This window comes from Pedobacter sp. CFBP9032 (assembly GCF_034045265.1).
GTDB lineage: Bacteria > Bacteroidota > Bacteroidia > Sphingobacteriales > Sphingobacteriaceae > Pedobacter.
Genome location: NZ_JAXCWE010000003.1, coordinates 262,402 through 281,088, shown reverse-complemented (window position 1 = coordinate 281,088; position 18,687 = coordinate 262,402). Strand labels below are relative to the sequence as shown.

11 protein-coding genes are annotated in these 18,687 nt (G+C 38.4%); 8 read left to right on the top strand and 3 right to left on the bottom strand.

Annotated features, from left to right (window positions below):
* Window positions 1-222: 222 nt before the first annotated feature.
* The 5 genes from SOM16_RS07800 to SOM16_RS07780 all read left to right on the top strand — a co-directional run bounded on the left by SOM16_RS07800 (window position 223) and on the right by SOM16_RS07780 (window position 9,488).
* Window positions 223-1,902 (top strand): sigma-54-dependent Fis family transcriptional regulator, encoded by a 1,680-nt coding sequence (locus SOM16_RS07800; protein ID WP_320463432.1) that lies wholly within the window; start codon window positions 223-225, stop codon window positions 1,900-1,902.
* Window positions 1,903-2,088: 186 nt separating this feature from the next.
* Window positions 2,089-4,266 carry a tetratricopeptide repeat-containing sensor histidine kinase gene (locus tag SOM16_RS07795; RefSeq protein ID WP_320463431.1) on the top strand — a complete coding sequence of 726 codons (2,178 nt, stop codon included), beginning with the start codon at window positions 2,089-2,091 and terminating at the stop codon, window positions 4,264-4,266.
* Window positions 4,259-6,196, top strand: coding sequence for a sigma 54-interacting transcriptional regulator (locus SOM16_RS07790; RefSeq protein ID WP_320463430.1), 1,938 nt, complete (start codon window positions 4,259-4,261; stop codon window positions 6,194-6,196). Before SOM16_RS07795 ends, SOM16_RS07790 begins: the two co-directional genes overlap by 8 nt.
* A 162-nt stretch (window positions 6,197-6,358) precedes the next feature.
* Window positions 6,359-8,308, top strand: coding sequence for a sigma 54-interacting response regulator (locus SOM16_RS07785; RefSeq protein ID WP_320463429.1), 1,950 nt, complete (start codon window positions 6,359-6,361; stop codon window positions 8,306-8,308).
* 364 nt (window positions 8,309-8,672) lie between these two features.
* On the top strand, window positions 8,673-9,488 hold the full coding sequence (locus SOM16_RS07780) for an alpha/beta hydrolase (protein WP_320463428.1): 816 nt from the start codon (window positions 8,673-8,675) through the stop codon (window positions 9,486-9,488).
* Window positions 9,489-9,780: 292 nt separating this feature from the next.
* Here SOM16_RS07780 and SOM16_RS07775 read toward each other — a convergent pair whose 3' ends face one another.
* Window positions 9,781-10,386: a gluconate 2-dehydrogenase subunit 3 family protein gene (locus tag SOM16_RS07775; protein ID WP_320463427.1), complete on the bottom strand. Its 606-nt coding sequence runs from the start codon at window positions 10,384-10,386 to the stop codon at window positions 9,781-9,783.
* A gap of 11 nt (window positions 10,387-10,397) precedes the next feature.
* The gene (locus SOM16_RS07770; protein WP_320463426.1) at window positions 10,398-12,080 is read right to left on the bottom strand and encodes a GMC family oxidoreductase; all 1,683 of its coding nucleotides are present in this window, start codon (window positions 12,078-12,080) and stop codon (window positions 10,398-10,400) included.
* A 2,908-nt stretch (window positions 12,081-14,988) separates the two neighbouring features.
* Here SOM16_RS07770 and SOM16_RS07765 point away from each other — a divergent pair.
* Both SOM16_RS07765 and SOM16_RS07760 read left to right on the top strand, forming a co-directional pair.
* Complete coding sequence (locus tag SOM16_RS07765; protein ID WP_320463425.1) at window positions 14,989-16,377, top strand: inorganic phosphate transporter; 1,389 nt, start codon at window positions 14,989-14,991, stop codon at window positions 16,375-16,377.
* A 24-nt stretch (window positions 16,378-16,401) separates the two neighbouring features.
* Window positions 16,402-17,223, top strand: coding sequence for a universal stress protein (locus SOM16_RS07760; RefSeq protein ID WP_320463424.1), 822 nt, complete (start codon window positions 16,402-16,404; stop codon window positions 17,221-17,223).
* A 114-nt stretch (window positions 17,224-17,337) separates the two neighbouring features.
* Here the strand turns inward: SOM16_RS07760 and SOM16_RS23220 are convergent, their stop codons facing one another.
* The gene (locus SOM16_RS23220; RefSeq protein WP_414692251.1) at window positions 17,338-17,478 is read right to left on the bottom strand and encodes a DUF2461 family protein; all 141 of its coding nucleotides are present in this window, start codon (window positions 17,476-17,478) and stop codon (window positions 17,338-17,340) included.
* A gap of 206 nt (window positions 17,479-17,684) precedes the next feature.
* Here SOM16_RS23220 and SOM16_RS07755 point away from each other — a divergent pair, with 206 nt between their 5' ends.
* Entirely contained in the window at window positions 17,685-18,326 is a 642-nt protein-coding gene (locus tag SOM16_RS07755; RefSeq protein WP_320463423.1) for a DUF2461 family protein, read from the top strand.
* Window positions 18,327-18,687 lie beyond the last annotated feature (361 nt).

The window sequence follows — 18,687 nt, the reverse complement described above, 5'->3', positions numbered from 1 at the left end:
GGCGCGAAGGTTACTGAGGTGGTAAAAAGTCGAATTGACGTCTTTGATGATGATGCTCCAATCAATTTGATAAGACCAATTTAATTTTAGCGAAATATTTGCAATAATTTAAAAAGAAAACATACTTATAAATAACTAAAAATCAACACACAATGAATTTATTTAGCGAAATTTCGTTACCAGATAAATTAAATTATAGATTATAAATCTTACTTTAGCAGAATGGGAAGCAGTGGTAATACATTTGATGCGAATATTAAAATTTATCCTACCAAAGAAACTGAGCTGGCAGAGAAAAATGCGTTCTTAAAAAAGAAGATAGCGCAAAAAGAAAGAGAAAATAAAGTACTGCTTTCGCTCAGCAATTCAATAGCCTCCATCAGAAACAAGCTTGATTTATTCGAGGTTATTGATCAAAAGCTTAAAAAGTTGTTCAATTTCGATGATTTCGTGATTTGTTTAATTAATGAGGATCAGCAAACCCATAGTGCTTTTATTTATAACCAGAAAGAAGATTTCCTGCAAACTGCTGGTATTGCACCAGAATCATCAAAGAAATATACACTGGATGATGGCATGTGCAAAGCGATGATTGCATCAGATAAACCGATCGTTTTTAATGTAGAAGAAGTTTTAGCTTGGGATGATGCACCTGCATGGCTTGGCTTCTGGCACAACAAAGGCATAAAAGAAATGATTGGTTTAAAAATGATAGACAGAAATGGCTGCATTGGATTCTTTTATCTGTACACTAAAATTACCAATTCTATTTCCAATATTTATTTTGATTTACTTTATGGCATTTCCTTGCAAATTTCCATCGCCATCTCGAATATTCTGGCTAACGAAAAAATAGCGCAACAGTTTAAAGAGATTAACGAATACAAGGAAAAATTAGAGGGCGAAAAAATTTACCTCAAAGAAGAAATAGACAACAAATACAATCATGCTGAAATTATTGGCCAAAGTAGTTCGTTAAAAGAAGTTTTTCATTTAATTAACCAGGTTGCAGCAACAGATAGCACCGTACTTATTTTAGGAGAAACCGGAACAGGCAAGGAGCTTGTTGCCAGAGCCATACACAATGCCTCGCCAAGATCTAAAGCTTTAATGGTAAAAATTAACTGTGCGGCTTTGCCTGCGAGTTTAGCCGAAAGCGAACTATTTGGGCACGAAAAGGGAAGTTTTACTGGCGCAACAGAACGCCGATTAGGTAAATTTGAACTCGCTCATAACGGCACGCTTTTCCTGGATGAAATTGGTGAACTTTCTTTAGATATCCAGGTAAAGTTGCTTAGGGCCCTGCAGGAAAAAGAAATTGAGCGCATCGGCGGTAAAACCGTAATTAAAACAAATGTTAGAATTATAGCGGCCACTAACCGAAATCTGGCAAGCGAAGTAGAAAAGGGAAATTTTAGAAGTGATCTTTATTATAGATTAAATGTGTTCCCGATTTCCATTCCACGGTTAAGAGAGCGGTTAGAAGATATTCCTTACTTAGCTGCTCACTTTATAGAAAGAATTGCAAAAAAAACAGGCCGAAATGTAAATGGCATCTCCAAAAGCGCATTGAATAAATTAATGGCTTATCCATGGCCAGGAAATATCAGAGAACTGGAACATTTAATTGAACGGAGCTTGTTACTGGCACAGGGTGATATCTTAAAAGAAATACATCTTCCAAAAATTGATATAGCCGAGATCACAAGCCAGGGTACGGAACAAAAAATTAAAACCATTTTTGAGAACGAACGCGACCATATTCTTTCGATACTAAAACGCTGCAATGGTAAAATATCTGGCCCGGGTGGAGCCGCAGAGATCTTAAATATTCCTGCCACTACGCTCAATTCGAAAATTAAAAAATTTAAAATCAAACGAGCGCACGTGCTAAATAAGTGAGGCAAATTTAACATGATATTAAACAGATTACTTATACAAATCTTAAGGATAACAGAAATCAACCGAAAACCGATTTCGCTAGTTTTATCTTTAATTCTTTGTTTGGTTTTTCTCCGAAATAATAGCAGTTCAGCTATAAATCTGCCAAACCAGCTGGAAGGCAGAGACTCCCTGCAAAAGCTAAACATGCTCCTGTTAAAATCAAAAGCTGATACCAACCGGATTAAATATCTGATAAGTTTAGCCAGTCATTTTATCAATCAAAAAGAAAATAAATATGGCGATTTAGCAAAGGCATCTTATTATTTAGAAAATGCTTTAACGTTAAGCAATCAGATTAATTCTGCAAATTGGCAATACCAAACACAGTTAATGTTTGCCCGCTTTTACAGCAAGCAACATTTAAGGCTGAAGCAAAGTTCTGCTTATGAAAGCGCGATTTCTATTGCTCAAAAAACGTGGAACAAACACTTAGAAGCTAATGCCTGGTATTTTTACTTCAGAAAAATTCCTGATACCGTATCTGATTACAGGAATAAAACCTTTTACAGCAGGGCTGAAAAGGCACATGCGCTATACAAAGAAGTTGGAAACTCTTTTGAAGAAAAATATAGAGAAGCTACTTTGTTAAAAGCAATGGCCGATTTCCATTTGGAAGAAGAGAAATTTGACCTGGCCATACAAGAACTCTTTGAAGTAATTGCACTCGATAAAAAGCATAAACTTCGGGATTTACCTATGGCTTACGACTTACTTTCTGCTGTTTACGAACGAAAGGGCGAATTAAGTAAGGCTTTAAATTACGCACTACTCAGCGTAAAAACTTCTCAAATCAACCATGAAGAATTACTCGACACCTATTTAAATCGTGTGGGTGCTGCTTATGAGGCCATAGGTAAACCTAAGGAAAGCATCGCCTGGTATAGTAAAACCCTTAATGGTAAGGATAAAAAAAATCCATTCAGATTTATCGCGGCTTATGATGTAACCAGCCAAATGATAAAATTGGGCGAGGCTAAAAAAGCACTTTCGGTACTCAATAGCATTTGGGCTGAAGTTCCAGATAAAAACAATGAGCATATATATTTTATGCACTTAGGTTATGGCGAATGCTACACTGCACTGAAAAAATACGACTTAGCTAAAAAAAACTTCGACATTCTACTTGCTGATTCCACACAGGAATCCATTTCGAATCCGTTTCGCACCTCTGTTTTTTTCTCCATAAGCGAGTTTTATTTTGCGCAGCATCAATATGCCCTCGCATTAAAGTTTGCTAAAAAAGCAAAGGAAAACCAAATCAGTATGACCTTGCCCAGGCAAATTAGGCTAAATGAAATTCTTTATAAAATAGATCTGGCCACCAATCGCCCGGCAGAAGCTGTGCTTCGCTTGCAAACTTTTCATAAACTAAGGGATTCTATGCTCAGTCAGGAAAACTTAAATACTATTGAACGACTGCAGATTGAGTTTCAGGCCGCCCAAAAGGAAAATGACAATGAAATTTTAAGGAAGAAATCACAGCTCCAAAGCCAGGAACTCAATCGTATCCAATTAATTAAAAATGTGACGATTGGTGGATTAGTATTTTTAACCCTCATTATTATTTTAATTTACGGACGATCGAGGTTAAAGAAAAAACTGCATAATACGCTGGTTAAGAAAAAGAAAGACATCGATCTCGCTTATGCGAAACTCGAAATCAATGTGCAGCAAAAAAATAAGTTAATTCAGGAAAAGGAAAGTTTAATTAAAGAAGTTCACCATCGGGTTAAAAACAATCTACAATTAACCATGAGTTTGCTAAACAGCCAAAGCTATTACCTGGAAGATTTAGCTGCTATAGAGGCGATAAAGGAAAGTCAGCACAGGTTAAAAAGCATAGCTTTAATTCATCAAAAGCTTTATCAAACAGAAAATCTGGCTACCATTAATTTCCATCCCTATATTTTCGAACTGATAGAATACTTAAAGGAAAGCCTTAATGATGATAAAAAGATAAGTTTCGAACTGGATATCCTAAACCTGGAATTGGATATTGCTAAGGCGGTACCACTTGGCCTTATCATTAACGAAGCAATTACGAATATTTTCAAATATTCTTTTCCGAATGCGCAAAAGGGAAAGGTAGAAATCAGCCTGAAAGAACAACAAGAGCATCAATATCTTTTACTCATCACAGATAACGGTGTTGGCTTTCCGCCAGATTTTGACTATAAAATGAGTAATACCTTAGGGCTCACGCTAATGAAAGGCTTGAGTGCGCAAATAGATGGGATCTTTTCTATGGAAAGCAATAATGGCGTTACCGTAAGTTTACTCTTTACCAATACTGATGAAAACCCAATAAAGCCCTATGAATAAGATAACGAAAGAAAGAATTCTAATCGTTGAAGATGAGTTTATAGTGGCTCATGATTTACAAATGATTTTAAAGCGTGCAGGTTATGATGTGGCAGGCATTGCCGATTCGGTGAAAAATGCGCAAGCTATACTCGAAAATAACGTGGTGGATTTAGTGCTTTTAGATATTTATCTGAAAGGAAAACTTACTGGAATTGATTTGGCACACGACTTAATGAAAAGTCAGATTCCATTTATTTACATTTCTGCCAATTCGAACGAAAAGGTGTTGGAAGCTGCAAAATCTACCTGCCCTTATGGTTTTATCGTTAAGCCATACAGGGATAAAGATGTACTGATGAGTATTGATATTGCCAGGTATCGTAAAGAAAACAGCAATAATATGAAAATGAGCAGCGAGCTGTTTATGCAGGATTTTATTGTAAATATTTCAATGAAATCTTTAACCTGGCAAAAGAAAATACTTTCCATTGCAGGTGCTTTTCAACCTTATATTCCATTTGATTTTATTGCACTCTCTGGCATTGATCAAGAAGGAAAACGCTACAATGAAATTGGCATTAACAGAAAAAACTTTGATAAATATGAATTACTTAGTGTTAATGAGTTATTAAACATTTCCTCGCTGAGCAGAAGAGAATATAATGCCATTAACCAACTGATACCAGAAACTACCAATGACGCCATATACATTGGCGATGCTTTTGAAGCTGTAAAAAAAACTGCACCATTGAAGGAGTTGATTGCTAATACTTACCACCTTTATTCTAATCTGGTTAAAACATTTTTATTGGAAAACGGCGATCAGATTAGTTTCTCTTTTTACAGCAGAACTGAAAACATTTATCAAAAGCCACATATGGAATTGCTCAATTTCTTATCTGGCACACTGGAAAAGAAGCTGGTGCACATTGTTGAACTCGAAAAGGCCGGAACAGCGGTAGTTGCAGAAAAAACGGTTACACCTGATGCTTATGTTGTAAACCAACATGATTTTAAAAATATTATAGGTAAAAGCACATCGCTGTTAAGTGTTTTAGATAAGGTAAAAATTGTTGCTCCAACAGATATTTCCGTTTTAATTACGGGAGAAAGCGGAACAGGAAAAGAAGAAATTGCAAAAAGCCTGCATCGTTTATCACACCGGAATTTAAAGCCAATTGTTGCCGTAAACTGTGCTGCTTTACCAGCTGATCTGATCGAATCTATTTTATTTGGCCATGAAAAAGGCGCTTTCACAGGTGCCATTAATACCCGGATAGGAAAATTTGAAGAAGCCAATGGCGGAACTATTTTTCTGGATGAAATTGGCGAAATGCCTGTTGATTTGCAAGCAAAATTACTTAGGGTTTTACAGGAAAAAGAAATTGAACGAATAGGTGGCAAAAAGCCAATTGGCATAGATTTAAGGATTATTGCAGCTACAAATCTTCATTTAGAAACAGAAATTGCCCGAGGCCGCTTCCGACTGGATCTTTTTTACCGGTTAAATGTTTTCCCGATTCACATCCCTCCACTATGGCAAAGAAAAGTAGATATACCACTTCTGGCAGAACATTTTGTTCGGAAACACGCAGGTGCACTAGGCAAAAATATAGCAGCAATACCGGAAGATTTTTTAAATAAATTAATACAATACCATTGGCCAGGCAATATCCGGGAGCTTGAACACGTGATTTTACGAAGTATCTTACTTTCATCAAACGAAAAACTTGATGCCAGTCATTTAACATTCGGAAATAAAAATGAGGAACCTGCATCCTCAATGGGTATTAAAACCATCGTCGACAATGAACGCGACCATATTATAAAGGTTTTGGAGTTATGCAAAGGCAAAGTGGCAGGCTTGGGTGGTGCCGCCGAATTATTAGGAATACCAGCCACCACCCTAAATTCGAAAATTAAAAAATTAGCAATAAGAAGGATGTAGATCAGCTAATCATATTTAGTAAATTAACGATATATCATCAATCACAAAACCAGCTTAAACCATAATAATCTGAAATACAAAAAGTTATGTTATGGTATTTTTATTGAGTTAATTGTAAATAGTAATCTGGCTAAGCGCTGTTAATTGATGGATGAATAAAAAATGAAACAGAAAATTTTAATTGTTGAAGATGAGTTTATTGTCGCTAATGACCTTAGAATTATGCTCGAAAAGGCTGGTTACAAAGTGTGCGGAATTGCGCCATCAGTTGTAAAAGCCTTAGAACTAATTGAAACCAAAGCGCCAACATGGATTTTACTGGATATATTTTTGCAAGGCGATAAAACCGGAATAGATTTAGCAGGGCAGCTTACCGAAATGGGAATTCCATTTATTTACATCTCTGCAAATACGAATCAGGGAATTTTGGAGGCAGCAAAGGCTACGTTACCCTACGGCTTTTTAGTTAAGCCATTCAGGGAAAAAGACTTATTGGTAATGCTCGATATTGCCCGATACAGACATGAGCAAAATCTAAAATACAACCAACATGCAGAACCATCTTTGCATAAAAAAATTGAGCACATTGTAGAAAAAAATGAATCAAATACAGAAAAACTAAAGCAGATCAGTGCTGCGTTTCATGCTGTTGTGCCCTTTGATTTCTTATGGATAACCAAATCAAATCCACCTGCCAGCGTTAAAGATATTCAGATCAATAGATTGCCAGAAGGCAATTTTAATATTTTAAGCCATGAAGCCCTTCTGAAAGAAACCGGAATTTCGCCGCGGGATTTTAAATCCTGGAATACCACTGCTGTATTGCATCATGATCAATTCATTTTTAATAGTTACGATTTCCGCAAATTGAGGATGGAAAACCTGTGGATCCAATCTATTTCCGATCATTACCAATTAGAATCGGCTATAGTAACTGAAATTGAGCGGAATGGAGAAACGTTTCAAATTGTATTTTTCAATCATTTATCAGACCTGTACACCAAAGTTCATACAGGAATCCTGAATCAGTTTAAGAAAAGTTTCGAACTGATTTTAGACAAAAAACTCTATACCAAAGATATATCCATAGATCATTCAGCACCAGTGTCCTTCGAAAAATCAACGGAGACAAATCAACCAGTGCAAAAAATTATACAAGATTTTAATGGAATAATTGGAGACAGTTCGTTATTACATGCAGTGTTTAAAAAGCTAACGCTAGTTGCCCCTGATGATACATCGGTACTTATTTTAGGTGAAAGTGGAACCGGAAAAGAAAAAATTGCGCATACCATTCATAAATTATCACCAAGAAAAAACAAGCCCTTGGTTACGGTAAATTGTGCGGCCTTACCACTAACTTTAATCGAATCTGAACTCTTCGGCCATGAGAAAGGATCTTTTACCGGAGCCAATGAAAAGCGTATTGGAAAATTCGAACAAGCAGATGGTGGCTCCATATTTTTAGATGAAATTGGTGAACTTCCTTTAGAGGCACAAGTGAAATTACTTCGCGTACTGCAAGAAAAAGAAATTGAACGTTTGGGTGGAAATTACACAAAGAAAATAAACGTTAGAATTATTACTGCAACGAATAGAAACCTGGAAAAGGAAGTTGCCGAAGGTAGATTCCGCTTAGATTTATATTACAGGTTAAATGTTTTTCCTATAGAATTGCCCGCATTAAGGCAACGAAAAGAAGATATTCCACTTTTAACTGAATATTTCATCCAAAAATTTGGTAAAAAATCGTCGTCTACCGTTACTGAAATTTCTAAAGATGCTTTAGCCGAATTGCAACAATACGATTGGCCGGGAAATATCAGAGAACTTGAGCATTTAATTGAAAGAACGATGTTATTAACCGAAGGTGATACGATAACAGCAGTTAGTTTACCAGATTCATCAGTTAAGGCTGCATTATCAGCTGATGATTCTTTTCAAATTAAAACGATGGAAGAAATGGAACGAGCGCATATTCTAAGTATTTTAAAGCGCTGCAACGGCAAAATTTTTGGCCCGGGAGGTGCTGCCGAACTTCTGAATATCCCATCGACGACGTTAAATTCAAAAATTAAAAAGCTAGGTATAAAGTTTGAATTTGTTAAGTAGCAGCGAATAATTACCCCATAGGTGGATATATCCTCACCAAACGGAATACAAATAATCATGTAAAATGTAGTGCGTAATCATAGGCTCATATAAATAGAATAAAAACCATCATCCTAACGCTAGTCCTATCGGCTGGCCTCATCACCAAACGAAATACAGCCATAAACCTACTGGTGAAACCTATTGGTAAATTAACGAAATAAAGAGAAAAAACACAAAGCTAAATCAATACTAAAACACTAACTATCAGTAATTTAAACAATAGGCACGTAAATTGAATTTTATTTAAACGATTGCTGAACTGCTTTACGGTGCGTTTATCAAATAAGATTTATAATAAATTATTTAATTAAAAATTAAAATTATGGCAACTATTAAAGTAAAAGACGGAACTGAAATTTATTACAAAGACTGGGGAACCGGACAACCAATTGTTTTCCATCATGGCTGGCCATTATCAGGAGATGACTGGGATACACAAATGATGTTTTTTTTGAAACAAGGTTACAGAGTTATTGCACACGATCGCCGTGGCCATGGAAGATCGAGCCAGGCCGCTGAAGGACACAATATGGATACTTACGTAGCTGATGTAGCCGAACTAACAGAAGCATTAGACCTTAAAAACGCTATACACATTGGTCACTCAACGGGTGGTGGAGAAGTAATTCGTTATGTTGCAAAACATGGTGAACGCGTGGCTAAAGCGATCTTAATTAGTGCGGTTACGCCAATCATGATTCAAAATGAAAACAATCCGGAAGGTGTTCCATTATCTGTATTTGATGAAATTCGCCTGGGAACAGGATTTACCAGAGCACAGTATTTCTATGATTTCCCAGTAGCTTTTTATGGATGGAACCGCGAAGGCAAAACAGTTCAGGAAGGCATTAAACACAATTGGTGGCGTCAGGGAATGATGGGATCTGTATTGGCACATTACGAAGGCATTAAAGCTTTTTCTGAAACAGATTTAACAGAAGACCTTAAAACTGTAACTGTTCCGGTATTGGTTTTGCATGGCGAAGACGATCAGATAGTTCCATTTCAGCAAGCGCCAAAAGCCGCTGCACTTTTACAAAATGGAAAATTAATTTCTTATCCTGGTTTTCCACACGGAATGCCTACGACTGAAGCTGAAACAATTAACAAAGATTTGTTAGCCTTTATAAAAGCCTAAATCACAAATATTACCCAGAAAATCTATGAAAGAGGCTGTATCATGATGATTAATTGATATTAATGTTGCCATGTGGAGCATGTCGCAAAACCGTTATCAATCGGTGGTATGTCTCACCGACCGAAATGATCATTGGCTTAATGCATAAATAATGACATTTCGAATTGATGATACAGCCTCTTTTTTCCGTATTTAATATCCTTATTTATCAGCTTTATAGGGAGAGATAAAAACCTGTTCATTCTGTACTTCAACACCAATCAGCTAGTATAGAAAACATTTTTAACCTATTTTAGTACCAAGCCCGATCGCCTTTGTGGTAGGGTACACACCCATCATAACGGGTAGGCACCGAAACAAATCTAAGGGCTTCGGTGGCTCCGATTTCTGAATTAAAATAAGCCCAGATGATAAGCTGCTTTAAACCCGTAAAATAATGATTGGGCAAGGGAACATAATTTTTATTGATTTTTCTTTCCTCATCATCTTTGAGGTGCTTCTCCTGCTGATAACGGTAAGCTTCCTGATCTAAGCCGGTTAAAAACCTATCCCGTTCCGCTTTTGTAGCACTTTGAAAAGGTTTTTTCAGGCTTTTCAGAGCCTCTACATTAATCTGCTTCAGGCTCTCCATAAATGTAGTTTGTTCTTCTTTTTTGTAACAATCAGTAGTAATTACATTGATTAAGGCACCAACATTTGCATCCCTGGCACCTTTTGATTTAGCAGTTGTGGGTAAAATCGTTTCGCCGAGTTCATTAAGGAATTTGATCTGATTAAGCGATAATATTCCAACTGCTTTAGGATCTGGATTGGTAAAACTACTTAGCAACAAATCGCCCCCTACCAGGGTTCCGCCAGTTAATATGGCAATTGATTTTAATAAATCTCTTCTATCCATTGGGTTTTTAATTAAAGATTTCCATTTTTCAATTCACGAACAGCAAAATCCGCAGCTCTTGCAGTAAGCGCCATGTACGTTAACGATGGATTCTGGCAGGCAGAAGAGGTCATACAGGCACCATCGGTAACAAATACGTTTTTACAGTCCCAAACCTGGTTATTGCCATTTAGTACAGAAGTTTTTTCCGAACGTCCCATTCTTGCAGTACCCATTTCATGTATACCATGTCCCATGGCATGGCCACTATCCCAACTACTAATGTTCTTTACGCCAGCGGTTTCGAACATTGCTTTAATTTCAATTAAAATATCTTTTCGCATTTTGATCTCATTATCCTGGAGTTCTGCGTCCATATTTAAAACCGGTAAACCCCATTTATCCTTTGTATTAGGATCTAATGATATTTTATTCCGGTGATCAGGTAAAATCTCTCCGAAGCCGGTAGCGCCGATAGACCAGCCTCCGGGTTCAGTCATGGCTTCTTTAAAAGCGCCGCCAATTCCTAACTCTGGTATATTGCCACTCCATCCAGACCGGCCTGCACTTCCCTGGAAGCCAAAACCCCGCAGATAATCGCGCTTATCATTACCTAAATTAACAAAGCGTGGTATATAAAAACCATTGGCCCGGTTCCCATAATAATATTTATCTTCATACCCCTCTATGGTTCCGGAACAACCCAGATTGTAATGATGATCCATTACATTATGACCAAGTTCACCACTACTACTCCCCAAGCCTCCCGGCCAGATATCTTTAGCAGAATTAAGCAATACCCAGGCACTGTTCAACGCTGAAGCACAAAGAAATACTATCTTGGCATTAAACTCATAGGTTTGATTGGTTTCTGCATCGAGAACCTCCACGCCTTTTGCTTTCCTGGTATCTTTATCGTATAGAATTTGAGTGACAATGGAAAACGGCCTTACGGTTAAATTACCCGTTTGCAGCGCAGCAGGCAGCGTTGAAGATTGTGTACTGAAATAGCCACCAAAAATGCAACCTTCCCAACAACGATTTCTAAATTGACACTTTGTTCTGCCTGGGATGGCTGCCGTAAGGTTTGCGGTGCGACCAATAATTAAATGCCTTTCATTTTTATAATGTGCTTTTATTCTGGCTGCTACATCTTTTTCTACACAATTCAAATCCATTGGAGGCAAAAACATGCCATCGGGTAAATGAGCAATACCATCTTTAGAACCACTAATTCCGGCAAATTTCTCAACATAATCATACCATGGAGAAATATCCTGATAACGGATAGGCCAATCTACTGCTATTCCATCCTTTTCATTTGCTGCGAAATCAAGATCACTTAAGCGATAACTCTGGCGCCCCCACAAGATTGAACGCCCACCCATTTGGTAACTACGCCACCAGGTAAAGGGCTTAGTTTCTACATAAGGGCTGTCTTTTTCATTCGCCCAATAATCCATCACTGGCTCCTGGGCGGCCCATCCCCGATGAATTACCGGATAATTTTTACGTTGTTCCTCGGTTGTTTTCCCACGGTGTGGAAGCGAAAAAGGATCACTTTGTGCAGACTTGTAATCTTTAATATGTTCGAAATTCCTGCCGCGTTCCAAAAGTAACACTTTCAGTCCCTTTTCCGTTAACTCCTTTGCAGCCCACCCACCACTAATTCCGGAGCCGACAACGATAGCATCATAAACAGTTTTGTTTGTCATGTAGATATTTGGTTATCTAACAAATATAGTAGTGTTCAATGAGAAAACAGCTGGAATTTAAAAACTTCTAACCGCTTATAATCGTAGCAAGACCACCTAAATTTCTTAAGCGATCAACTTACGAAGTTTTAAAGGCCAGAGCGCAGAAAGACTTGGCCAGTTTTAATACGCTGCTAAATTCGTTATTAGACGAAAGAAGTTCCCCTATCGCGCAGGCCACCTAAACTTCGTAAGCCGACCAGTCGTAGTGAGACGCTACGACTCAACGTTATTAGGTAAAGCGGAAGGTATTTTAAGTTTGTTTAGCACAATGGCGATCGCTGTGGGCTCCCTACAAGGCCAAACCACTGTTTCTTCGTTCCACTCTCAGATAGGCATGGTCAATTTTTCGGGATGGCATTGCCCAAGCCCTCTCACTGACTTGGATAGAAAAATTGCGAGCCAGCAGTTTTGTTTCTTTTGCTGTCAAAAGAAAAAAGGCCCGTCCGGCCAGGACACGCTAAGATCCTTTAAACCCGAAGCGTAAAAGAATTTTTTTGTAGCATTCATCTATCGGCTGGTGTCAACACCTGCCGTAAACTTTTTACGCTGCGCAGCCTTGCCTCAGCTAGCCGCCGAAGGGCTTGTTCTTTATTCTTGATAATAAAGAACCAAACAATCAAGGCTTGGACCTGATGTCGGATTAGCGCGTCGAAATTTAAATGGCGGTAGCGCAAGGGCTCGATTTGCTTTATAATAAGGATTTGTTTTAAGGAGCCGTTCGCGCTACCTTGGGTTGTCGGGAAATTTGAACCGTTAGTGCAAAAATTTCAACGGCTTCTCCTTCCATCATCTCCTAGGCCGGATAGCAAATTGGCAACAGCACGATGAGAATTAGGATGCAGACTTAGATTTATAACAAGAATGGCGATCGCTATCACTACCCCACAAGGCCAAACCACCGTTTCTTCGTTTCGCTCTCAGACCGGCATGGTCAATTTTTCGGGATGGCATTGTCCAAGCCCTCTCACTGACTTAGATAGAAAAATTGCGAGCCGGCAGTTTTGTTTCTTTTGCTGTCAAAAGAAAAAAGGCCCGTCCGGCCAGGACACGATCAAAACCTTTTAAACGCGAAGCGTGAAAGACATTTAAATTGTACCATTCATCTATCGGCAGGTGTCATCGCCTGCTATAATCTTTTCCCGCTGCGCAGCCTTGCCTCGGCTAGCCGCCGAAGGGCTTGTTCTTTATTCTTGATAATAAAGAACCAAACAATCAAGGCTTGGACCTGATGTCAGATAAATTCGTTAAAGCTTTTTTTCGGCAGCACAAGCACCCGATGAAGAATCGGGAGAGGACGCGCTACCTTGGGTTTGAGGTATTTGAATCGTTAGTGCAAAAATTTCAACGGCTTCACCTTCCATCATCTCCTAGGCCGGATAGCAAATTGGCAATAGCACGTGGTCATAGCAGAGTATCAATCGCTGGAGTGTTAACCGTCCTATGGCATAATGCAAATTTGGTCCCGCAGATCTAAATGATCACCGCAGATTTTTACCGCTCGATTCTGCGTAAATCTTCTTAATCTGCGGGAAAACTATTTAAGCGAGCAGGGTGGCGATGGCTGGGGCGATTGCAATTCCCCTCCGTTGGAGGGGTGCCCACAGGGCGGGGTGGTTTATGAACTGGCTGTTTTCCGCTGCGCAGCCTTGCCTCGGCTAGCCGCCGAAGGGCTCTTACTTTTTTGCTTGATCAAAAAAGTAACAAAAAAATCAAGGCTTGGATCTGATGTCGGATAAATTCGTTAAAGCTTTATTTCGGCAGCACAAGCACCCGATGAAGAATCGGGAGAGAACGCGCTGCCTTGGGTTGTGGTGGGTTGAAAGATTGTGGTTGAAGCTTTAACGTTTTCTCCTTCCATCATCTCCTAGGCCGGATAGCGAGGTGGAAATAGCATGATGAGAAAATAGGATGCAACTTAGATTAATGACAAGAATGGCGATCGCTATCACTATCTAACAAGGCCAAACCACAGTTTCTTCGTTCTGCTCTTAGACCGGCATGGTCAATTTTTCGGGATGGCATTGCCCAAGCCCTCTCACTGACTTGGATAGAAAAATTGCGAGCCGGCAGTTTTGTTTCTTTTGCTGTCAAAAGAAAAAAGGCCCGTCCGGCCAGGACACGCTAAGATCCTTTAAACCCGAAGCGTAAAAGAATTTTTTTGTAGCATTCATCTATCGACTGGTGTCATCACCTGCCTAAAACTTTTCCCGCTGCGCAGCCTTGCCTCGGCTAGCCGCCGAAGGGCTTTTACTTTTTTGCTTGATCAAAAAAGTAACAAAAAAATCAAGTCTTGGATCTGATGTTGGATTAGCGCGTCGAAATTTAAATGGCGGTAGCGCAAGGGCTCGATTTGCTTTGTAATAAGGATTTGTTTTAAGGAGCCGTTCGCGCTACCTTGGGTTGTGGGGAAATTTGAACCGTTAGTGCAAAAATTTCAACGGCTTCTCCTTCCATCATCTCCTAGGCCGGATAGCAGGGTGGCAATAGCATGATGAGAAAATAGGATACAACTTAGATTAATGACAAGAATGGCGATCGCTATCACTATCTAACAAGGCCAAACCACCGTCTCATTGTTCTGCTCTTAGACCGGCATGGTCAATTATTTCGGCCGGTTTGTATTCATGACTTCATTACCACTTGACCCACATTTATATTAAGTATTTACGAATGGGATTTTCTTTTTTAGAATGTTCGAGGATAACATCATTCACCATTAAATATCTATTTATTATCAGCCATAACATAACAGTTATTTAATATTAAAGGTATACACACATCATCATTAAGATGGTACTTTGTAAAAAGTTGCCCATACCTAATCTTCATACATTTTATGCCATCCATTAACGTTATATTCCCTTTCATGGGCGATACTCATTTAAGCACCCCACTATTGCTGATATTCCTATTGTGCTTACTTGCCGTAATTGCTTTTGAGTTTGTAAATGGATTTCATGATACTGCCAACGCAGTAGCGACCGTAATTTACACAAAAGCGCTAAAACCAGTTATCGCTATACCTTGGTCTGGATTCTGGAATTTCATGGGCGTATTTACTGGTGGAATCGCCGTTGCAATGGGAATTCTTAAACTTGTACCTCTTGATGCACTGATGAATCTTCCTATTGGTGTAGGTGCCTGCATGGTACTTGCGGTGTTAATTGCATCTATCACATGGAACCTAGGCACCTGGTATCTTGGTATTCCCTGCTCCAGTTCTCATACTATGATTGGCGCCATGATTGGTGCCGGACTAGCATTTACCTGGTATTATGGAGGTAACGGCGTAAACTGGGGTAAAGCAGAAGAAATTGGATTATCACTCATCCTTTCTCCAATAATTGGGTTTGGTTTGGCTATTTTACTCATGTATTTCTTAAAACATGTCATTAAATACCATGCCCTATTTCATATTCCGCATGGCGAAAATGACCGGCCTCCACTGTTGATAAGGGGTTTATTAATCACTACTTGTACCCTGGTGAGTTTTTTTCATGGAAGTAATGATGGACAAAAGGGTGTTGGCCTTTTAATGCTTATCCTGATTGCATTCCTGCCAGCAAAGTTTGCTGTAAACCACCATATCCCTAAACAGGATGTAATGACACAATTAAATGCTACAGAACAAGTGATCAAAAATGTCTCTGTCCTAAATCATGATAAAGGCATTAACCTTCTTGATTTCACAAGAAAAATAGAACAGACTAAAAAACATCTTTTATTAAAAAGCGGGACAGATAAGGAAAATACTTATAAGTTTAGAAAGCAGATTGAAGGTGTAATTGCGGTTATAAAAACGATTGAAGCTGATAAGAACCTGGTTATTAACGAGCATGATCATCAAACACTCAACAAAAACAAGGAAGAACTTTCAAAATTAGTAGAATTTGCCCCCTTATGGGTAATCCTGACCATATCAATTTCGCTTGGATTGGGTACCATGATTGGATGGAAGCGTATTGTGGTCACTATTGGTGAAAAAATAGGGAACGAACACTTAAATTATGCACAGGGCGCTACATCAGAGATTGTAGCAGCATCAACCATTGGCTTAAGTACGGCATTTGGTCTTCCGGTGAGTACTACCCATGTATTATCAAGTGGAATTGCGGGAGCTATGGTGGCATCTGGCGGAACAAAAAATCTGAATAATAATACCCTAAAAAATATCGGCCTGGCTTGGGTACTTACACTGCCCGTATCCATCATTCTGGCTATATTGTTGTTCATGTTGTTTCACCTATTTATCTAACCTGACTTTCAAAATATCTAAACCATGAAACAAATACTTGTTGCTACAGACTTCTCGAAAAGTGCAGCCAATGCATTCGCTTATGCCCTTGCCCTGGCAAAAGTATTAAATATGGATGTTGCCGCCATTCATGCCATTCATCCTACAGAAGGGATAAATAATAGCACCTACAATGCCATTTTTATAGAATCTTACTATGAGAATAAACGAAATGCGCTGGAACATTGGGCCACGCAGATTCGTGAAGAACAAAAACTAACGGAGATTAAAATATCAACCAGTTGTGAAGTGGGTTTTTTAAGGGCGGTAATATCCGACTATACCAAAAAAAATGCAGTTGAATTGCTTGTAATGGGCATAATAGGTGCAACAGGAATTACCGGGATTGTTGGGAGCAATGCGAGTATGGTCGTTACAAAAATGAGAATCCCTACCTTAATTGTTCCTACTGAAAGTAGCTTTCCATCACAACCTGTAATCACTTTAGCAACAGACTATGAGACCACGTTATCTCAAAAAGATATTCTGGCACTGAATGAAATGTTAAAGGCATCTGGTACCCAAAGAATGCAAGTACTTTATGTAGCAGAAAGATCAGACGAGGAACACATACAAACTGGAGAAAACAGCATTAGAGCGCTGTTACCAGAAACACAAATCGAGTTCAATTATATTAAAGATAACAGTGCGCCAAACGGCATCATGGATTTTATTGAGCAAAACCACACTGATATTTTGTGTTTGGTTAAACATCACCACAATATCATCTATCGCTTATTTACCACCAGTACAGTTAATAAGGTATTGAACAGATCAGTAAAAGCGATATTGGTTCTTCATGAATAACTGATTTTTCGGATTTATTAATGCGCGTAAAGTCAGTAACGCTACTTTAGCAATCGCCACTTTTCCGTCCATTTTTTACTGATGACAGCAGAAAGACAGGTTTTATATGGAGACTTATCCTTTGGAAAAACGGAAATCTCTATTTAGCCTCGGTATGCAATCTTTTGCTTTCAAATCTGATTTCAAAATATCATCATCAAATGTTGCAATTGCTTTGATTAACATTTGTAAGAAATTAGAGAAGTCGTCAATCAATTATTATAAGCATCACGATTGCTATTCATCCACGCCGTATTATTATTTTTTTTAGTTTAGATAAAAATGTAAACGTTGTTTTATTTAACATCTTTGTAAATGGCAGGTGTAAAATCGAAAACAGATTTTAATGACGATGACGATATGAGAAAAACATTTATAACGTCATTTTGTTACCAAACTTGTATTATATCCTCATCAATCACATGGAAAAAACCCTCGAATTTCTACTTAATCTAAAATCCAATAATAACCAAACTTGGTTTATGGATCATATTGGTGAATATGAGCGGGCGAAAACCGAAATAGGTGATTTAGCCTATCTATTATTAGAACAACTCTCTCCTATCGATACCAGGTTAAACGATGAAATTGAAGTGGAAAGGTTTATCTCCAATCTTATCAATTTCAAGCCCAAAAAGGCAATCACCTACAATGCCTTTTTTGAAATATCCATTAGTCCATTAGCGAATGATGGTAATGAACCTGTATACCTGGTACATATTGAACCAGGCCTAAACTATATCAGCGTTAAATACGACCCTGATATTTTTGGACTACAGGTGATGAGGAGTTACATTTCAAAACATGCAGATGAGTTTGACAGGATACTTAAGGACACCTATTCTTCGGGATTTACTTTGGTGCAATCTTCATCATTAAGTGCCTTACCTAAGGGATATCCTGTTGGAATTCCGGGCGAGGCTTACATCAAACTCCAACAATACGAACTGAAGAGTCCCATAGAGTTGTTAAAAACTAAAGATGAATTGATTCGGGATATAACCTTAAGTTTTAGCACTGTATTACCCATTATTCAGTTTTTACGTAATGGACTTGGGTTATAGACTGAGGTCTTTATACTTCTGTAACTAATATTTCTACCATCCTGAAGAAGTATAGATATATTAAGCGGGCGAATGATGCTATCAATGATTCCGTCGTTCCAGGGCCGCCCACAAATATTGTCGAAAGCAGTTCTTTTACCAGATTAATCTTTGTGGCTTTTGCATCAGCTAAAATATCATTTTAATTCCATCCAAAGCGCTAATCAGCATTTTTACCCATAAAGCAATGCGCTTTTCATCCATCTCCATAAACTTCCTGTTAAAAATGCCCTCGTTTATCACTTTAGTTAAATGTCAATTTCAGGAGGGTTTGTAATCCTTCGCATCATATTCATCAAGTTTGGCTTTTTTGTCAACGCTC

Coding starts and splice junctions, on each gene's coding strand:
- SOM16_RS07800 (WP_320463432.1), top strand. CDS start 223: ATGGGAAGCAGTGGTAATACATTTGATGCGAATATTAAAATTTATCCT.
- SOM16_RS07795 (WP_320463431.1), top strand. CDS start 2,089: ATGCTCCTGTTAAAATCAAAAGCTGATACCAACCGGATTAAATATCTG.
- SOM16_RS07790 (WP_320463430.1), top strand. CDS start 4,259: ATGAATAAGATAACGAAAGAAAGAATTCTAATCGTTGAAGATGAGTTT.
- SOM16_RS07785 (WP_320463429.1), top strand. CDS start 6,359: ATGAAACAGAAAATTTTAATTGTTGAAGATGAGTTTATTGTCGCTAAT.
- SOM16_RS07780 (WP_320463428.1), top strand. CDS start 8,673: ATGGCAACTATTAAAGTAAAAGACGGAACTGAAATTTATTACAAAGAC.
- SOM16_RS07775 (WP_320463427.1), bottom strand. CDS start 10,386: ATGGATAGAAGAGATTTATTAAAATCAATTGCCATATTAACTGGCGGA.
- SOM16_RS07770 (WP_320463426.1), bottom strand. CDS start 12,080: ATGACAAACAAAACTGTTTATGATGCTATCGTTGTCGGCTCCGGAATT.
- SOM16_RS07765 (WP_320463425.1), top strand. CDS start 14,989: ATGGGCGATACTCATTTAAGCACCCCACTATTGCTGATATTCCTATTG.
- SOM16_RS07760 (WP_320463424.1), top strand. CDS start 16,402: ATGAAACAAATACTTGTTGCTACAGACTTCTCGAAAAGTGCAGCCAAT.
- SOM16_RS07755 (WP_320463423.1), top strand. CDS start 17,685: ATGGAAAAAACCCTCGAATTTCTACTTAATCTAAAATCCAATAATAAC.